At 60.2% G+C, this 15667-nt stretch carries 17 protein-coding genes; 7 read left to right on the top strand and 10 right to left on the bottom strand.

Features of this window, described 5'->3' with window-relative positions; genetic code table 11:
• Positions 1 to 20 precede the first annotated feature (20 nt).
• Positions 21 to 638 (top strand): 30S ribosomal protein S4, encoded by a 618-nt coding sequence (rpsD, locus tag ACTHND_RS14110; RefSeq protein WP_090647917.1) that lies wholly within the window; start codon positions 21 to 23, stop codon positions 636 to 638.
• Positions 639 to 742: 104 nt separating this feature from the next.
• Here the strand turns inward: rpsD and grxD are convergent, their stop codons facing one another.
• The 6 genes from grxD to purC form a co-directional block, all read right to left on the bottom strand.
• On the bottom strand, positions 743 to 1078 hold the full coding sequence (gene grxD / locus ACTHND_RS14105; protein WP_440178586.1) for a Grx4 family monothiol glutaredoxin: 336 nt from the start codon (positions 1076 to 1078) through the stop codon (positions 743 to 745).
• Positions 1079 to 1152: 74 nt separating this feature from the next.
• Positions 1153 to 2064 (bottom strand): aldo/keto reductase, encoded by a 912-nt coding sequence (locus ACTHND_RS14100; protein ID WP_440178585.1) that lies wholly within the window; start codon positions 2062 to 2064, stop codon positions 1153 to 1155.
• Between the two features lie 246 nt (positions 2065 to 2310).
• Positions 2311 to 4521, bottom strand: a complete 2211-nt coding sequence (gene purL / locus ACTHND_RS14095; RefSeq protein ID WP_440178584.1) for a phosphoribosylformylglycinamidine synthase subunit PurL — start codon at positions 4519 to 4521, stop codon at positions 2311 to 2313.
• Between the two features lie 87 nt (positions 4522 to 4608).
• Positions 4609 to 5280, bottom strand: coding sequence for a phosphoribosylformylglycinamidine synthase subunit PurQ (gene purQ, locus ACTHND_RS14090; RefSeq protein WP_440178614.1), 672 nt, complete (start codon positions 5278 to 5280; stop codon positions 4609 to 4611).
• Positions 5281 to 5286: 6 nt separating this feature from the next.
• A complete protein-coding gene (gene purS, locus ACTHND_RS14085; protein WP_440178583.1) occupies positions 5287 to 5526 on the bottom strand; it encodes a phosphoribosylformylglycinamidine synthase subunit PurS in 240 nt (79 codons plus the stop codon).
• Between the two features lies 1 nt (position 5527).
• Positions 5528 to 6289: a phosphoribosylaminoimidazolesuccinocarboxamide synthase gene (purC, locus tag ACTHND_RS14080; RefSeq protein ID WP_303831377.1), complete on the bottom strand. Its 762-nt coding sequence runs from the start codon at positions 6287 to 6289 to the stop codon at positions 5528 to 5530.
• Positions 6290 to 6587: 298 nt separating this feature from the next.
• Between purC and ACTHND_RS14075 the strand changes: the two genes are divergently transcribed.
• Positions 6588 to 6908, top strand: coding sequence for a DUF1476 domain-containing protein (locus tag ACTHND_RS14075; protein ID WP_303831376.1), 321 nt, complete (start codon positions 6588 to 6590; stop codon positions 6906 to 6908).
• 36 nt (positions 6909 to 6944) lie between these two features.
• On the top strand, positions 6945 to 7127 hold the full coding sequence (locus tag ACTHND_RS14070) for a hypothetical protein (protein ID WP_440178581.1): 183 nt from the start codon (positions 6945 to 6947) through the stop codon (positions 7125 to 7127).
• Here ACTHND_RS14070 and ACTHND_RS14065 read toward each other — a convergent pair whose 3' ends face one another.
• Together ACTHND_RS14065 and purB are read right to left on the bottom strand one after the other, a co-directional pair.
• Positions 7128 to 7808, bottom strand: coding sequence for a 2OG-Fe(II) oxygenase family protein (locus ACTHND_RS14065; protein WP_440178580.1), 681 nt, complete (start codon positions 7806 to 7808; stop codon positions 7128 to 7130).
• A gap of 166 nt (positions 7809 to 7974) precedes the next feature.
• Complete coding sequence (purB, locus tag ACTHND_RS14060) at positions 7975 to 9276, bottom strand: adenylosuccinate lyase (RefSeq protein ID WP_440178579.1); 1302 nt, start codon at positions 9274 to 9276, stop codon at positions 7975 to 7977.
• Positions 9277 to 9499: 223 nt separating this feature from the next.
• On the opposite strand from purB, the gene ACTHND_RS14055 reads away from it, so the two are divergent.
• The 4 genes from ACTHND_RS14055 (at position 9500) to ACTHND_RS14040 (ending at position 14685) form a co-directional block, all read left to right on the top strand.
• Positions 9500 to 10789 carry a peptidoglycan-binding domain-containing protein gene (locus tag ACTHND_RS14055; protein ID WP_440178578.1) on the top strand — a complete coding sequence of 430 codons (1290 nt, stop codon included), beginning with the start codon at positions 9500 to 9502 and terminating at the stop codon, positions 10787 to 10789.
• A 59-nt stretch (positions 10790 to 10848) separates the two neighbouring features.
• On the top strand, positions 10849 to 13746 hold the full coding sequence (gene galA / locus ACTHND_RS14050) for a beta-galactosidase GalA (RefSeq protein ID WP_440178577.1): 2898 nt from the start codon (positions 10849 to 10851) through the stop codon (positions 13744 to 13746).
• 65 nt (positions 13747 to 13811) lie between these two features.
• Positions 13812 to 14255, top strand: coding sequence for a hypothetical protein (locus ACTHND_RS14045; protein ID WP_440178576.1), 444 nt, complete (start codon positions 13812 to 13814; stop codon positions 14253 to 14255).
• Positions 14256 to 14421: 166 nt separating this feature from the next.
• Positions 14422 to 14685 carry a hypothetical protein gene (locus ACTHND_RS14040; protein ID WP_303831367.1) on the top strand — a complete coding sequence of 88 codons (264 nt, stop codon included), beginning with the start codon at positions 14422 to 14424 and terminating at the stop codon, positions 14683 to 14685.
• 55 nt (positions 14686 to 14740) lie between these two features.
• Here ACTHND_RS14040 and radC read toward each other — a convergent pair whose 3' ends face one another.
• Complete coding sequence (gene radC, locus ACTHND_RS14035) at positions 14741 to 15484, bottom strand: RadC family protein (RefSeq protein WP_440178575.1); 744 nt, start codon at positions 15482 to 15484, stop codon at positions 14741 to 14743.
• Complete coding sequence (locus ACTHND_RS14030) at positions 15484 to 15651, bottom strand: hypothetical protein (protein ID WP_440178574.1); 168 nt, start codon at positions 15649 to 15651, stop codon at positions 15484 to 15486. The genes radC and ACTHND_RS14030 overlap by 1 nt, the downstream gene beginning before the upstream one ends.
• Positions 15652 to 15667: the final 16 nt, after the last annotated feature.

The raw sequence follows: 15667 nt of genomic DNA, 5'->3' as shown, positions 1-15667 counted from the left end.
TTAGATATCGAAGGTACGATATGTCGAAGCGCCACAGCGCCAAGTACAAGCTCGACCGCGTCATGGGTGAAAACCTGTGGGGCCGTCCCAAGTCCCCCGTCAACAAGCGCTCCTATGGCCCCGGCCAGCACGGCCAGCGCCGCAAGTCCAAGATCTCCGATTTCGGCACCCAGCTCCGCGCCAAGCAGAAGCTGAAGGGTTACTACGGTAACATCACCGAAAAGCAGTTCCTGCGCACCTATGAAGAGGCTGATCGCCGCAAGGGCAACACCTCGGAAAACCTGGTGGGCCTGCTGGAATCGCGCCTGGACGCCGTTGTCTACCGCGCCAAGTTCGTGCCGACCGTCTGGGCGGCCCGTCAGTTCGTCAACCACGGCCACGTCCTGGTCAATGGCAAGCGCGTCAACATTGCCTCCTACCGCGTGAAGGCGGATGACGTGATCGAAGTCCGTGAGCGTTCGCGCAATATGGCCCTGGTCCTCGAAGCCCTGCAATCGCCCGAGCGCGACGTGCCGGACTATATCGAACTGGACGCCAAGGGCATGAAGGCCCGCTTCGTCCGTATGCCGGAACTGGCCGAAGTGCCGTACCCGGTCAAGATGGAACCGAACCTGATCGTCGAATATTACTCCTCGTAATCCGAACGACGATGTAGAATTAAACCCCGGAAGAGCGATCTTCCGGGGTTTTTTGCTGGCATAAAAAAAAAACGGCCGCCAGAGCAGCCGTTTAATCTGTTAGCTTAAGCTTCGATCAGGCCCTGATCGGCCAGGGCCGTCTTCAGTTCACCCGACTGGAACATCTCGCGGACAATGTCGGCGCCGCCGATGAATTCCCCCTTGATGTAGAGTTGCGGTATGGTCGGCCAGTCAGAATAGGTCTTGATGCCTTCGCGCAGGTCATTGTCCTGGAGCACATCTACGCCGATATACTGAGCGCCCAGGTGATCGAGCACCTGGACGACGAGCGAGGAGAAGCCGCAGCGCGGCTGGTCAGGCGTGCCCTTCATGAACAGGACGATGTCGTGCCCCTTGATGGTGGTGTCTATGAAGGTATTGACGTCAGACTCTGCGCTCACGGTACGCTCTCCTAAAGTGGCTAACTGGCATATAGGCGAAGCAGGCTGGCAAATAAAGAGCAGGCGGGGCTTTTTTAACCGCCCGCCAGCTTATGGGCGCGTTCGTTGAAGCGGGCCATCTCGATCTGGGCCGGCACCGAAGAGGGCAGGTGGCGTTCCGGCACCTCGGCGAGGGCTTCCAGATGTTCCGGACTTTCGGCATCGATCAGAATGCACGACATGCTGGGCTGGGAAAGCGCATAACCCAGGCACAGTTCTTCCGGCGTCCAGTCGGGCGTCTGGTGCAGGAAGGCGTGGGTGCCGGCGCCGGCCAGCGGATTTTTGGGCTTGCCGCCAAAGAAGCCGCGGCGAGCCTCCTTTGGCACGACATCCGAGGCCTTGCGATAGGTGGCCGGGTAGAAATCGGTGGCAATGACGTTCATGTCGCGTACCACGGCGTCATCGATCTTGCGGCGCTTGTCCCAGCTTGAATCGATGTCGAAACTGGTCTGGATCACACTGTAAAGCGCGGAAGCAATCAATTCCGACAGATCGTCCGTCTCTCCCATCCCGCCCAGAAAGCGCAGCATCTTCGATTTTTGCAGGCTGTAGAGGAAGTTCAGGCTGTCATCCGGCAGGCTGCCGGCGCCTGGCGGGGCGAAATAGAGCAGGTCGAGCCATTGCAGGCCGGAGTCCTTTATGGCGCCGCGCAGGCGTTCCTTGAGTGGGGCCAGGGCATAGGCGTCAGGATCGCCTGCCTGGAAGGGCTCATGCGCATTCGCTGAAATGAACAGCAGCTTGCGATCAACCACGGAGAACGCATCGGCGGCGATCTGCAGAAAAGCCGGATCGAGACTGTCGAAATGGTAGGTATTGATGCCGTTTTCCAGCGCTGTGATGATCAACTTCTGCATCAGGGCATGATTGCTGTTGAGCAGTTCGGATTTCAGGCGCAGGCCGATGGTGGAAAGCGCCAGTCCGGAACGGCCGAAGGGACGGTAACGCATGGCTACGGTCTCCTGTCCGCTGGCCAGCCTGCGGGCATCATCATGGTCATGTCAGGCCGCCCCAAGTTAGCCGGTTGCAGATATACGCTGAAAACAACAGGATTCGTCTGGTCCCAGACTAGGCCGCAAACCGGTTAAGAGAGATTTAAGCCTGTTGTTGAAATCGTGTTCGGGGCAGCGATTTCGCAAACAAAAAGGCCGCCCGGCCATGAGCGGGGCGGCCTTGTTTTCAGGCTGGCAGATCGTTTACGCCTTGCCGGCCATGTAGTTCGGCAGCCAGTCCTCGTGCGCCTTGCGCAGGGCTTCGATGCTTAAGGACAGGCCGGTATAGCTGAGGTCCGTGCCGCCGGCGACACCGATAACGGCGGCATGGACATCGGCTTCCGCCGCCTGGGCGATGACGAGGTGGGCGGAGGCTTCATCGACCGCGATCAGGTAGCGTGCCTGGTCTTCGGCGAAACCGAAGACGTGATCGGCCAGTTCGGTCGGGTTCTTCAGTTGCAGGCCGACCTTTGACGCCAGAACCACATCGACCGCCGCTGACAGCAGGCCGCCATCGGAGAGATCGTGGACGCCCTTGGCGACGCCGGACTTGATCAGGCGGCGCACCAGGGTGCCGTTGTTCTTTTCGCAAGCCAGGTCGACCTTCGGCGGCGCACCGGCCTCGATGCCGAAGACTTCGCGCAGGTAGAGCGAGGAGCCCATCTCGCCCTTGGTTTCGCCGATCAGGATGATCACCTGGCCGGGCTGGACCTTGTTGAAGCCGACGCGCTGGTCGTAATCCTTGATCAGGCCGACGGCGCCGACGGTCGGCGTGGGCGGGATCGAGATGCCGTTGGTCTCGTTGTACAGCGACACATTGCCGGAGACGACCGGGAAGGACAGTTCGCGGCATGCTTCGGCCATGCCGTCGATGGCGCGGACGATCTGGCCCATGGTCTCGGGCTTTTCCGGGCTGCCGAAATTGAGGTTGTCGGTGATGGCGATCGGCTCGGCTCCGACGGCGGTCAGGTTGCGCCAGGCTTCGGCCACGGCCTGCTTGCCGCCTTCATAGGGATTGGCCTGGACATAGCGCGGGGTGCAGTCCGAGGTGACGGCCAGGGCCTTTTTCGTGCCGTGAACGCGGACCATGCCAGCATCGTGGCCGGTGGATGAATCCGCCAGGGTATCGGCCATGACGTGGCGGTCATATTGTTCCCACAGCCAGCGCTTGGAGGCTTCATCCGGGCTGGAAATGATCTTGAGCAGGGCGTCGTTGAGGTCATGCGTCACCGGCACGTCGGCCTCGGTCAGTTCCGGTTCCTGCGCCGGCTCGATCCACGGACGGTCATAGAGCGGGGCGTCGTCGGACAACGGAGCCAGCGGCAGGTCGCAGACGACCTCGCCCTTATGCTTCAGGACGATATGGCCGGAGGTGTTGGTTTCACCGATGACGGCGGCATCGAGGCCCCACTTCTTGAAGATGCGGTAGCCGTCTTCCTCGCGGCCGGGCTTGAGGATGGCCAGCATACGCTCCTGGCTTTCGCTGAGCATCATTTCGTAGGCCGTCATGTTGGTTTCGCGCTGCGGCACCTTGTCGAGGTCGAGCGTAATACCAAGGCCGCCCTTGCCGGCCATTTCCACGGAACTGGAAGTGAGACCGGCGGCGCCCATGTCCTGAATGGCGGCGACGGCACCCGAAGCCATCAGTTCGAGCGTGGCTTCGATCAACAGCTTTTCGGCGAAGGGATCGCCCACCTGGACGGTCGGGCGCTTTTCTTCCGAATCCTCGGAAAATTCAACGGAGGCCATGGTGGCGCCGTGGATGCCGTCACGGCCGGTTTTCGAGCCGAAGTAAACCACCGGCAGGCCGGGTTCGGGCGCGGCGGAATAGAAGATCTTGTCGGCATCGGCCAGGCCGACGCACATGGCGTTGACCAGGATGTTGCCGTTATAGCCGGCGTGGAAGTTGGTCTCGCCGGCCACGGTTGGTACGCCGACGCAGTTGCCATAGCCGCCGATGCCGGACACCACGCCTTCGACTAGGCGGCGGGTCTTGGGATGGCGGGGCTCGCCGAAGCGCAGGGCGTTGAGCAGGGCCACCGGACGGGCGCCCATGGTGAAAACGTCGCGCATGATGCCGCCGACGCCGGTCGCCGCGCCCTGATATGGCTCGATAAAGGACGGGTGGTTGTGCGATTCCATCTTGAAGATACAGGCCTGGCCGTCATCGATATCGATGACGCCGGCGTTCTCGCCGGGGCCGCAGATGACTCGCGGGCCGGTGACCGGGAATTTGCGCAGATGCAGGCGCGAGGACTTGTAGGAGCAGTGCTCCGACCACATGACCGAATAGACGCCCAGTTCGACGTCGTTCGGTTCGCGGCCGAGACGATCGAGGATGACCTGATATTCGTCTGCCTTGAGGCCATATTCGAGGGCCTTTTCGGCCATGGTTTTGGTGGTTGCGGTGGTCATGCGAGATGCCCTTTACAAGAATCCCCCCTGTGTTTCAGGGGGGATAAATCGTCTCAAGCTTCCTAAATCAGGAACCTATATTTAAATTCAAGCAGTCTGGAGCGCGTTCACCAGGCTTTGGAACAATGGCGCGCCATCGGCGGAACCCAGCGCGTCCTCGAAGGCGCGATCGGGGTGCGGCATCATGCCCAGCACATTGCCGGCCTTGTTGATGATGCCGGCGATGTCATTGACAGACCCATTGGGGTTTTCGGCATAACGGAAGACGACCTGGTTGTTGTCTTCGATGTCCTTCAGCACGTCCGGCTCGGCGAAGAAGTTGCCGTCGCCATTGCCCTGGGTCATCCAGACGCTCTGGGCATTGCCATAGGCATTGGTGAAGCGGGTATTGCGGTTCTCGATCTTCAGTTCGATCGGCTTGCAGACATATTTCAGGGCAGCATTGCGCAGCAGGGCACCCGGCAGCATCCCGGCTTCGCACAGGATCTGGAAGCCATTGCAGATGCCCAACACGGAAACACCGCGTTCGGCTTCGGCCTTGACCGCCTGCATGACCGGCGACAGCGAGGCCATGGCGCCGCAACGCAGGTAATCGCCGTAGGAGAAGCCGCCGGGGATGACGATGAGGTCGAGGCCGGAGGGCAGGGTGCTTTCCTCGTGCCATACCATCTCGACCTTGCCGCCGACCGTGGTTTCCACGGCCGTCTTGCAGTCGCGGTCGCAGTTGGAGCCGGGGAATACGAGAACCGCTGCCTTCAAAGCCATTTAAGCCACCTCAACCTTGTAGGATTCGATGACCGTATTGGCCAGGAGCTTCTCGCACATGGCCTTCAATTCGCCCTTGGCGGCTTCCTGGTCGGAACCATCGAGATCGAATTCCAGCAGCTTGCCGACGCGGACATTGGAAACGCCGTCCCAGCCAAGACCGTGCAGGGCGCCTTCAACGGCCTTGCCCTGGACATCGAGCACGCCGGGTTTCAGGTAAACGTGAACCTTGGCCTTCATGTTACTGCACTCCGCCTTCGATGACCTTGGGCATGTCGCCCATGATGCCGAGACGCTTGGCGACCTCGGTATAGCTTTCGATCACATTGCCCATGTCGCGGCGGAAGCGGTCCTTGTCGAGCTTCTCGCCCGAGGTCGAATCCCACAGGCGGCACGAATCCGGGCTGACCTCGTCGGCCAGGATAACGCGCGAGAAATCGCCTTCGAACAGGCGGCCATATTCGATCTTGAAGTCGACGAGGGTGATGCCGACCGCGGCGAACATGCCCGACAGGAAGTCGTTGACGCGCAGGGTGGTGGCCAGGATGTCGTCGATTTCCTGGGTATTGGCCCAGTTGAACGCCGTGATATGCTCCTCGGTGACCAGCGGGTCATTGAGCGCGTCGTTCTTGTAGTAGAATTCGATGATCGAGCGCGGCAGTTGCTGGCCTTCCGGCAGGCCGAAGCGCTTGGCCATCGAGCCGGCCACGACGTTGCGGCAGACGACTTCCAGCGGCACGATCTCGACTTCACGGATCAGTTGCTCGCGCAGGTTCAGGCGCTTGATGAAGTGGTTCTGGACGCCGATATTGTTGAGCTTGGTCATCACGAATTCGCTGATGCGATTATTGATGACGCCCTTGCCTTCGAGCTGGGCCTTTTTTTCGCCGTTGAAGGCGGTGGCGTCGTCCTTGAAGTACTGGACGAGCGTGCCGGGCTCCGGGCCTTCATAGAGGATCTTGGCCTTGCCTTCGTAGATTTTCTTGCGGTTTTTGGTGGTCATTGTCTGTTCCAGTCGGAATGTCCAAAACGGCGGTCGCGCCGGGAAGGCGGGGCCTTGCGAGGCGTTTCGGGAGAAGGCTCGAAGGCGGGAATATCGGGCAGCATCCTAAAGGACGCGCTTTTGCGCCGCAAATAAACAAAAATGTCCGTTCTGTATAGGGCGGACACGGACATTTCGTGTCTTTTTTAACCGCTCCGGTGTGCGTGCGGCTAAGAATCTGGTGGTTATCTGTCAGATGTAGTTGCGTCAGCACGAAAGGGGAACTAGAACCGGTTATACCTGAAAGGTTTTCTACTCTATGCCGATGTCCGATACCCAGCCTGCCGAATCCAATGAACCCCCGCTACAGGGGAGTGAGGCTTTTGAATTTCAGGCCGCTGCCGCCCGCAATCGCATGATGGCCCTGTGGGGGGCTGAAAAGATGGGCCTGACCGGCAAGACGGCGGAAAACTATGCCGCCGCCGTGGTCCGCGCCAATGGCGAACAGCCTTCTGAAGAAGACGTGATTCGCAAGGTTCTGGGTGACCTGACGGCTTCCAATATCGCCGTGCGTGAATCCGAAGTCCGCACCAAGGCGGCGGAATTCCTGGCCCAGGCCAGAGAAGCTCTGAAAAGCTGAAGCGTTGAAAAGCTGATTTCTTAGAAGGCGATGATTATGAAAAAGGTTGTTACAGCGTTCATGATCATCGGTTTTGCGGCTGCCGTGGCGGGATGCGCGACGGTCGAACCGTCGCCGGGCCTCGATACCCAGCCGATCGGCGCGCCACCACCCCCGCCGCCGTTGGATACCCAGCCGGTCGATGCCCCGCCGCCGCCGCCGCCAACCGGCGGGAACTGATTAGCCGAACCTTCCGGTAATCGAGAAACGTGGGCCGCCGGCATAGGGGGCGACGCTGGCAATGCTGCGTGGCTGGTCGCCGGCATAAAGCGACAGGTCGTTGAAGCGCGGCATAATCCCGCCTTCGATATCGCCCGACGGCGAATGGAACAGCATCTGACCGCCCCAGTCCGAGCGCCAACCTTGCGTGAAGTTCCATTCGAAGCACAGGCGGGCCGACGTGTCGGTATGCTGGGTGAAGAAGTCGCCATTGCGATAACAGACGGCATCGAGCGAGGCCAGGTCGAGCCCCGACAGGCCGGTTAGCTGGCTGCAGAAGGCCGCGAAGGCTTCCGATTTCAGCAGGTTGGAGAACGGGGCCAGCGCGATGGTATCGGCGTCGATCAGGTCGAGACCAAGGCGCAGGTATGACAGGCCGGTCTGGGCGCGTTCGGCGGCATCCTGCAAACGGGTCTGGATGGTTTCCGGCGACAGGGTTTCCAGTTCGGCGCGCGACAGGATGGCGGGCTTGCCGTCCCTGGTGACGATCTGGAGATCCCACGGGGTCTGCTGTTCGAGGGCATGATGGACGCGCAGGGCGTGGTCTTCCGGCAGGGCACCTTCGAGACGGATGCGGCCCTTGCCGGTAAAGCGGCTTTCATAGCCGGCAAAGTCGAACTGATCGGTGAGCAGGGTGGGCATGGGATGATCTCGCGTGAGTGGCCCCCTCCGTCTCGACGCGGCCTTCGGCCTTGCTCGACACCTCCCCCGCACGCTGCGCTACAGGGGAGGAGGGGGTGCGTTTCTCCTCCCCTGCAAAGCGGGGGAGGTGGCGGGCGAAGTCCCGCCGGAGGGGGCCTCTTTGAACTTACCCAAACACACGGCTGAAAATCGTATCGACGTGTTTGGTGTGGTAATCGAGATTGAAGAACGGCTCCAGTTGCTCGCGGGTGAAGAACTTCGAGACATCTTCGTCGGCGGCCAGAAAATCGAGGAAGTTGCCTTCGCCGCGCCAGACCTTCATGGCATTGCGCTGGACCGCCGAGTAGCTGTCTTCGCGCGACATGCCCTTCTGAGTCATGGCCAGCATGACGCGCTGGCTGTGAACCAGGCCGCCCAGACGGTCGATATTCTTCTGCATGTTTTCCGGATAGATCAGCAGGTTATCGACGACATTGGCCAGGCGGCGCAGGGCGAAATCGAGGTGAATGGTGGCGTCCGGGGCGATGCCGCGTTCGACCGAGGAGTGGGAGATATCGCGCTCGTGCCACAGGGCGACGTTTTCCATCGCCGGCACAACGGCAGAACGGACAAGGCGGGCGAGGCCGGTCAGGTTTTCGGTCAGGACCGGGTTGCGCTTGTGCGGCATGGCCGAGGAGCCTTTCTGGCCGGCGGAGAAGAACTCCTCGACTTCCAGAACTTCGGTGCGTTGCAGGTGGCGGATTTCGGTGGCCAGGCGCTCGATCGACGAGGCGACGATGCCGAGCGCGGCGAAGAAGGCGGCGTGGCGGTCACGCGGGATGACCTGGGTCGAGACCGGCTCGATTTCCAGGCCCATCTTTTCGGCGACATAGGCTTCGACTTCCGGGGAGACATTGGCGAAGGTGCCGACGGCGCCGGAGATGGCGCAGGTCGAGATTTCTTCGCGGGCCGTGACCAGACGCTTACGGGCGCGGGTGAATTCGGCGTAGTAGCCGGCCAGTTTGAGGCCGAAGGTTACCGGCTCGGCGTGGATGCCGTGCGAACGGCCGACGGTCGGTGTGAACTTGTGCTCCAGCGCGCGCTTCTTCAAGGCGGCGAGCACCAGGTCGACATCTTCGATCAACAGGTCGGCCGACTTTTGCAGTTGCACGGCAAAGCAGGTGTCGAGCACGTCCGACGAGGTCATGCCCTGGTGCAGGAAGCGGGCTTCCGGGCCGACGATTTCCGAAACGTGGGTCAGGAAGGCGATGACGTCGTGCTTCACGGTGCGTTCGATCTCGTCGATGCGGTCGGCGTCGAATTGGGCATCCTTGCCCTTTTCCCAAAGCATCTCGGCCGCCTCGGTCGGGATGACGCCGAGTTCGGCCATCTTGGTGGCGGCGTGGGCTTCGATCTCGAACCAGATCTTGTATTTCATCGCCGCGTCCCAGATGGCGGCGGCTTCCTTGCGGGCATAACGGGAGATCATGGGCGATACCTTTTGGGCTTGAAACAATTGTCGGGGTGGCAATGGGAATATGGGGCCGCAATGTCAAGCCCAAAAGCATCGCCGGGCCATAAACGGCAGGTGCCGGACACGGCCGCCAAACACAGTTAATTTACGCGTTGCGGGTGTGCGGACTTGGCGCAAGGGTTTATAAAGGGTTAATTTTGGGGCTGATTGCGAATCTGAGAAACTTGAGGGTGCTGTTGTGCGTAAGCTTTTTCTGAAAACGGGTGTCGCCTGTCTGATGGTAGCTGGCATCGGTATGGCCATGCCGGTCATGGCCCATGCGCACAAGCCGGGGCACAAGCCGACGGTAAGACCGGTATCGAAACAGTTCGATCAAGCGTCGCGCGTCACCGCTGAGCGGACCGTCACGGTCATCCAGACCGGCACCAGTGCCGCAGAACCGGTTCAGGGCGATATCGGACAGATCATCACCATGACCGAAGCGGCGCCGGTGGCCTGCCCCAGCGGCCCGGTCGGCTCGCCGGAATGGGAGCAGGTGCCGGAAGAACTGCGCAAGCACGCCATTCCCGGCCAGTGTTTCTCGCGTCTGCTGATGCCGCCGAAGACCGAACGCTATGTCGAGCATGTCATGGTGTCGCCGGAACGCGTCGAGACCCGCCGCATCCCCGAGGTAGTGGATATGGTCGATGAAGACATTATGGTCCGGCCCGAACGCGTCGAGCGCCGCCTGATCCCGGCCGTTACCCACGTCGAGACCGTGACCGAGGTCGTGCGTCCGGCCAGCTTCCGCGAAGAACGCATTCCGGCGCAATACGAAACACGCACCGAACATGTGATGGTGCGGGATGCGCGCCGCGAATGGGTGCGCACCGACGGTATCCCGACCGATGGGCCTATGGTGACCGCCGGCGATCATCAGCCGGTTGATTATCGCGCCGATGGCAGCCTGAGCTGGCCGGGCAAATATGCCGAAGGCACGCCGGAAGACGCCTATTACGAGCGCGATCCTTCGGTCTGGTGCCTCAAGGTGGTGCCGGGCGTCTATGAAGACCGCAGCTATCGCGTCGAGGTGGCGCCGGCCAGCGTTCGCCGTGTCGAAATCCCGGCCGAGACGCGCCAGGTACGCCGGACGGTGATCGACCAGCCGGAGCGCTATGAGCAGGTGGTGATTCCGGCGGTGATGGAAAAGCGCCGCGTCCGCAAGGTGATGCAGGAAGCCCACACCGAGACCTATACCGTGCCGGCAGTCTATGATGACGTGACGCGCGAACGCGTCGTCGGCGCGCCGCAACCGGTATGGCGCGAAGTCATCTGCGGCAAGAATACCTCGCAAGCCAAGATCATGGAGGTTCAACGCGCCCTGGCGGCAAAGGGTTATAACCCCGGTCCGATCGATGGCCAGCTTGGCCGCCAGACGGTCAGCGCCATGCAGAAATTCCAGGCGGATAACGGCCTGCCGCAGGGCCAGCCTTCAGTGGAAGCGGTGCAGATGCTGGGCGTGCCTCTCGTGCCCCTCAATCGGAATTAAATAATACTACAAAACGCGTCCCTTTCATGTGTATGCTCTGAAAAAACGGGAGCGGACATATGAATCGTCGGGAACTTTTCAAAAGCGCCAGCGCGCTGGCCGTGGCCGGCTTGTTGCCCCAGGCGGCTTTTGCCGGCACCAATGGGCCCGATGCCGCAGATAAGGGGGCGCGCGAAACCCTGTTGCTCGACAAGGGCTGGCGTTTCCATGACGGCGATATCGCCATGCCGGTGCTGGTCACCCACGACCAGACCTATAATGCCGCCAAGGCCGGCCGAGCTCTCGGCGCCGCCAGTCCGGCCTATGATGACAGCGACTGGGCGGAAGTCACCCTGCCGCACGATTTCGTCAGCTTCCAGCCGATCGAGAATGGCACCAATGTCGATCAGGGATACCGCCGGCGCGGCATCGTCTGGTATCGCAATCACCTGAGCTTTTCCGATGCCGACCGCGGCAAGCATATCGAACTGCAACTCGACGGCATCGCCACCTTCGCTACCATCTGGTTCAACGGCACGCTCGTGGCGCGCAACTGGAGCGGCTATAATTCGACCTATATCGACCTGACCCCTTACGTCACCTATGGCGACAGTGACAATGCGCTGGTGGTCCGCGTGGACGCCACGGCCATGGAAGGCTGGTGGTATGAGGGCGGCGGCATTTACCGTGACGCCTGGATCGTCAAGCGCAACCCGGTCCATATTGTGACGGATGGCGTGTTTGCCCATCCGGTCAAGGAAGGTGATGAGTGGACTATTCCCGCCGAGGTGACTGTTTTTAACAGCGGATCAAAGGAAGCCACAGCATTCGTAAATATGATCGTCACAGCCCCAGGCGGGATACGGATCAGTGAAGCGCGAATTTCTGTGACTGTACCCGCCTTGCAAAGACAAACTGTAAGCCTCAATCACAGTTTAGGGCCAGTGCGCTTATGGACGCTTGACGATCCATATCTCTATGAAGTTGAAACAGAACTGCTGCTGCCGGGACAGACAAGCCCCGGATTTGAAAGTCATCCGTTCACTGTGGTTCTTGACTATGTCGAGCAATTTGCTGGCTGCCGAACTCAAAAGTTCGACGCCCAAACCGGCTTCTATCTCAATGACAAACCACTGAAAATAAAAGGCGTCTGCCTGCATCAGGACCACGCGGGTGTTGGCTGCGCGGTGCCGGAGGGCGTGCTCGATTTCCGCCTGCGCAAGCTGAAGGAACTGGGTTGCAACGCCATCCGCTTCTCGCATAACGCCCAGAACAAGGCCCTGATGGACGCCTGCGACCGCCACGGCTTCCTTGTCATGGCGGAGAACCGCAACTTCAACGCCTCGACGGACTATCTTGAACAACTTGAATGGCTGGTGCGCCGCGATCGCAACCATCCCAGCGTTTTCCTGTGGTCGGTGTTCAACGAAGAGCCGATGCAGGGCACCGAACAGGGCTATGAGATGGTCCGGCGCATGAGCGCGGTGGTGAAGTCGCTCGATACGTCGCGTCCGGTGACAGCCGCCATGAATGATGGCCTGTTCACCGCGCTCAATGTGTCCGATGCGGTCGATGTCGTCGGCATCAATTACCAGCAGCACCAGTATGACGCCTTCCATGAAGCGCACCCCGATATCCCCATGTTCTCATCGGAGGATACCTCGGCCTTCATGACGCGCGGTGAGTACAAAACCGACGCCGGCAAGCACATCATGGCCAGTTACGACGATGACGCCGCGCCGTGGGGCGCCACCCATCGTCAGGCATGGAAAGAGATAGCGCCGCGGCCGTTCGTTGCCGGCACCTTTGTCTGGACCGGTTTCGATTATCACGGCGAGCCAACGCCGCACACCTGGCCGACCAATAGTTCCTTTTTCGGCATTATGGACCTGTGCGGCTTTGAAAAGACCGCCTTTTACATCCATCAGGCGCAGTGGATCGATGATCGGCCAGTGCTGGGGCTGGCGCCGCACTGGAACTGGAATAGCGGCGACAAGGTCCGCGTCATGGCCTGCGCCAATCTTGATGAGGTCGAGTTGTTCGTCAATGGCAAGTCGACAGGGAAGCAGGCCGTTGACCGGCTGAATATGAACTATTGGACGGTCGATTATGCACCGGGCTTTATTGAAGTGCGTGGGTATAGAGGCGGCAAGCTTGTCAGCAAGGTGCGTAATGAAACGACCGGCAAGGCCGTTGCCCTGCGTCTGGTAAAGGACCGCCCGACCCTGACCGGCGATGGCCGCGATGCCATGCCGGTCCGTGTGGAAGCGATCGATGCCAAGGGGCGCGTGGTGCCAGACGCCCATCACAAGGTCACGTTTGGCGGGACGGCGGCGATCATTGGCCTCGGCAATGGTGATCCGAACTGCCTCGAAGCCGAGAAAGGTGAGACGCGCTCGCTGTTCAATGGTCTGGCACAGGTCATTATCCAGGCGCCGGAAATGGGGCGGAATCCGACGACCGTCATCAATCTCACGGCCAGGGCAGACGGGCTGAAACCGGCCAATATCGAAATCTGGCTCGACGCCCCCAAGTCCGCAACTCCGCGGCAGCCGACCATGTCGCCGATGATGGTGTTGGATAGCTGGTTTCGGGCCCCGGACAGCGCAGGGCCTCCTGATCCCAACCAGAAGGCCGCCGATACCGATATGAACTCCTGGGCCTGGTTCCGCCCGGGCGAACTTTTCGGTGCCGCAAAGGCGGAAGGATATAGCCTTGTGGCCGCAAATTACACGCCGTTCGCCCGTATACAGAAAGCGGGCGGGAGGATCGTTTTCACCAATATTACAGGTATCTGCGACATCTATCTCGATGGCCAGGCCATAGGCCGCAAAGCGGATCCGGCGCCGGCAGGGCTGAGCGTCGCCATACCTCCGTTCAACGGGGCGCGCCGTTTGAGCTTGGTATTCAAACTCAGGGCCGGTGAACCGTTCGGCCTCGGCGGGCCGATCCGCATAGGCGGGCCAACCGAAGCCTGAAACATATCGCATTTTGACGAATACCTGCCTTACGCCTGAGGTGTAATGCTTAGGGAGTGTCATGAATGTTCGATCTCAGCAGCCTCGATCCGTTCGCCGGATACTGGTCCGGGGAAAGCGTCGTAGGGCCCAATCCGTGGACGAAAAGCGGGCCAAACCTAGGGCGCTGGGGCTTTCGTTTCGATGATGCCCGCAAGAACCTGATTTTTGATTATGAGCAAAGCGGGCCGGATGGCTCCGGATTCGATGGTCACGGGGTTTTCTGCGCCGACCCGGATTCGGAAGACCTGTGCGGGTTCTGGTTCGATGACCGAGGCTTTCCGCCTTTTCATCCGTTACGCGGGCAATGGAGCGATAACCGCCTGATTCTGCTCAATACGACGCCGCGCGGACAGGGGCGCTGGACGCTTCATATCGAAAATGGCGTGCTGAACTATCTGATCGAGGGACGTTTGTCAGCCGCGGAGACCTATTCAGCGGTATTAAGTGGCCAGTATCATCTGACGTAATGGCGTGTGAAATGCATTCTAATTCAGTAGCTTATCGGTAATTTTGTCGCCGCCTCTGTGTCTGGGGTGAATTTTTTGTGTCCGGGTTTGGATGGTTTGGCTATCGCCAGCGCGTCAAATCCGGGCTAAAGTCTGCCTTGCCGGACCAGATTTGATGAGGACGACTGTGAGCACCAGATTATATGATACGGCCTGGGTCAGTGTTGAAGGCGTAGACCAACCGCTTCAGGTCCAGAAGGACCGGCGCAATCCGGCGGCCTTTATCGTCGGCGATTATCTCTATGATATCGATGGCCGGCCGCTGCCATCGCAAGGCGTCGTGCCGAAAATCCTGAACCTGCACAGTCTGCAATCGGCGCGGGAGGCCGGCCTGCGGATCAATCTCGATGTCGGCGCCGCCTACCCCGAACCGCGCGAATTCCTGAGTTAAAAAGCGCTTTCCGAAAAGTGTGACGCACTTTTCGGATTAAAAGAGCGCGTAAAAACTAAAACGCGCCTATCTGCTTGAGGCTGGCCACGCCTTCGCGGCCGACGATCAGGTGATCATGGATGGTGATCTTGAGCGGTTTGCCCGCCGCCACAATCTGCTTGGTCATGTCGATATCGCCCTGTGACGGCATGGGGTCGCCGGACGGGTGGTTGTGGACCAAGATTACAGAACTCGATGACAGTTCGAGCGCACGACGCATGATCTCGCGTGGATAGGCCGGGGCGTGATCGACCGTGCCGTGCCCCATGATTTCATCAGCGATCAACTGGTTTTTCTTGTCGAGAAAAAGAATACGGAACTGCTCGCGCGGTTCGTGGGCCAGCGTCACCTTAAGATAGGAGACCAGAGCCGACCAGGAGGAGATGACGGTGGTGCGCTTGAGCGGCTCGGCCACCATCCGGCGCGTCGCCTCGAACATCAGGGCGAGGTCCAGAGCGATATCGGCTGTCATGCGCAGGGCCTTGCCCTTGTTATCCATCGCCGAAACCTGGAGCATGTCTTCCAGCGGCGCCGAAAGGGCGGCCGGTAATGAACCGAAGCGCGCCAGCAGGGCCTTGGCCAGCGGCTTGACATCGCGTTGCGGGATTGAGCGGAAGAGGAAAAGCTCCAGCAGTTCGTAATCGGGCAGGGCGGAGACGCCCCCCAGCCGCGCTCGATGACGCAGACGGTTACGATGGCCGCCATGATCCGGCAGAAGCGGATTTGAATTCACATCAAAGGCAACGGAGGCTTCTTCCATCAACGTTCCGCCCGAGCCAGTTTCAATAAGATGTCTGCTAGCTCAATAGCTTCTGCTTCTGAAAGTTCAGCAGGATCATTGTTCGCATTGTCAATTTTCAGATGAATGCCACCATCCAACCATACAGAGACTTCGCCACTTGATGTTGTGAAAATCTCTCTCTTCATTGTCTCCCCCGGCTTG

The sequence above is a fragment of the Asticcacaulis sp. genome, assembly GCF_051954415.1.
GTDB lineage: Bacteria > Pseudomonadota > Alphaproteobacteria > Caulobacterales > Caulobacteraceae > Asticcacaulis.
The sequence above is the reverse complement of the archived record's forward strand: the minus strand, read 5'-3'. Positions and strand labels throughout refer to the sequence as shown.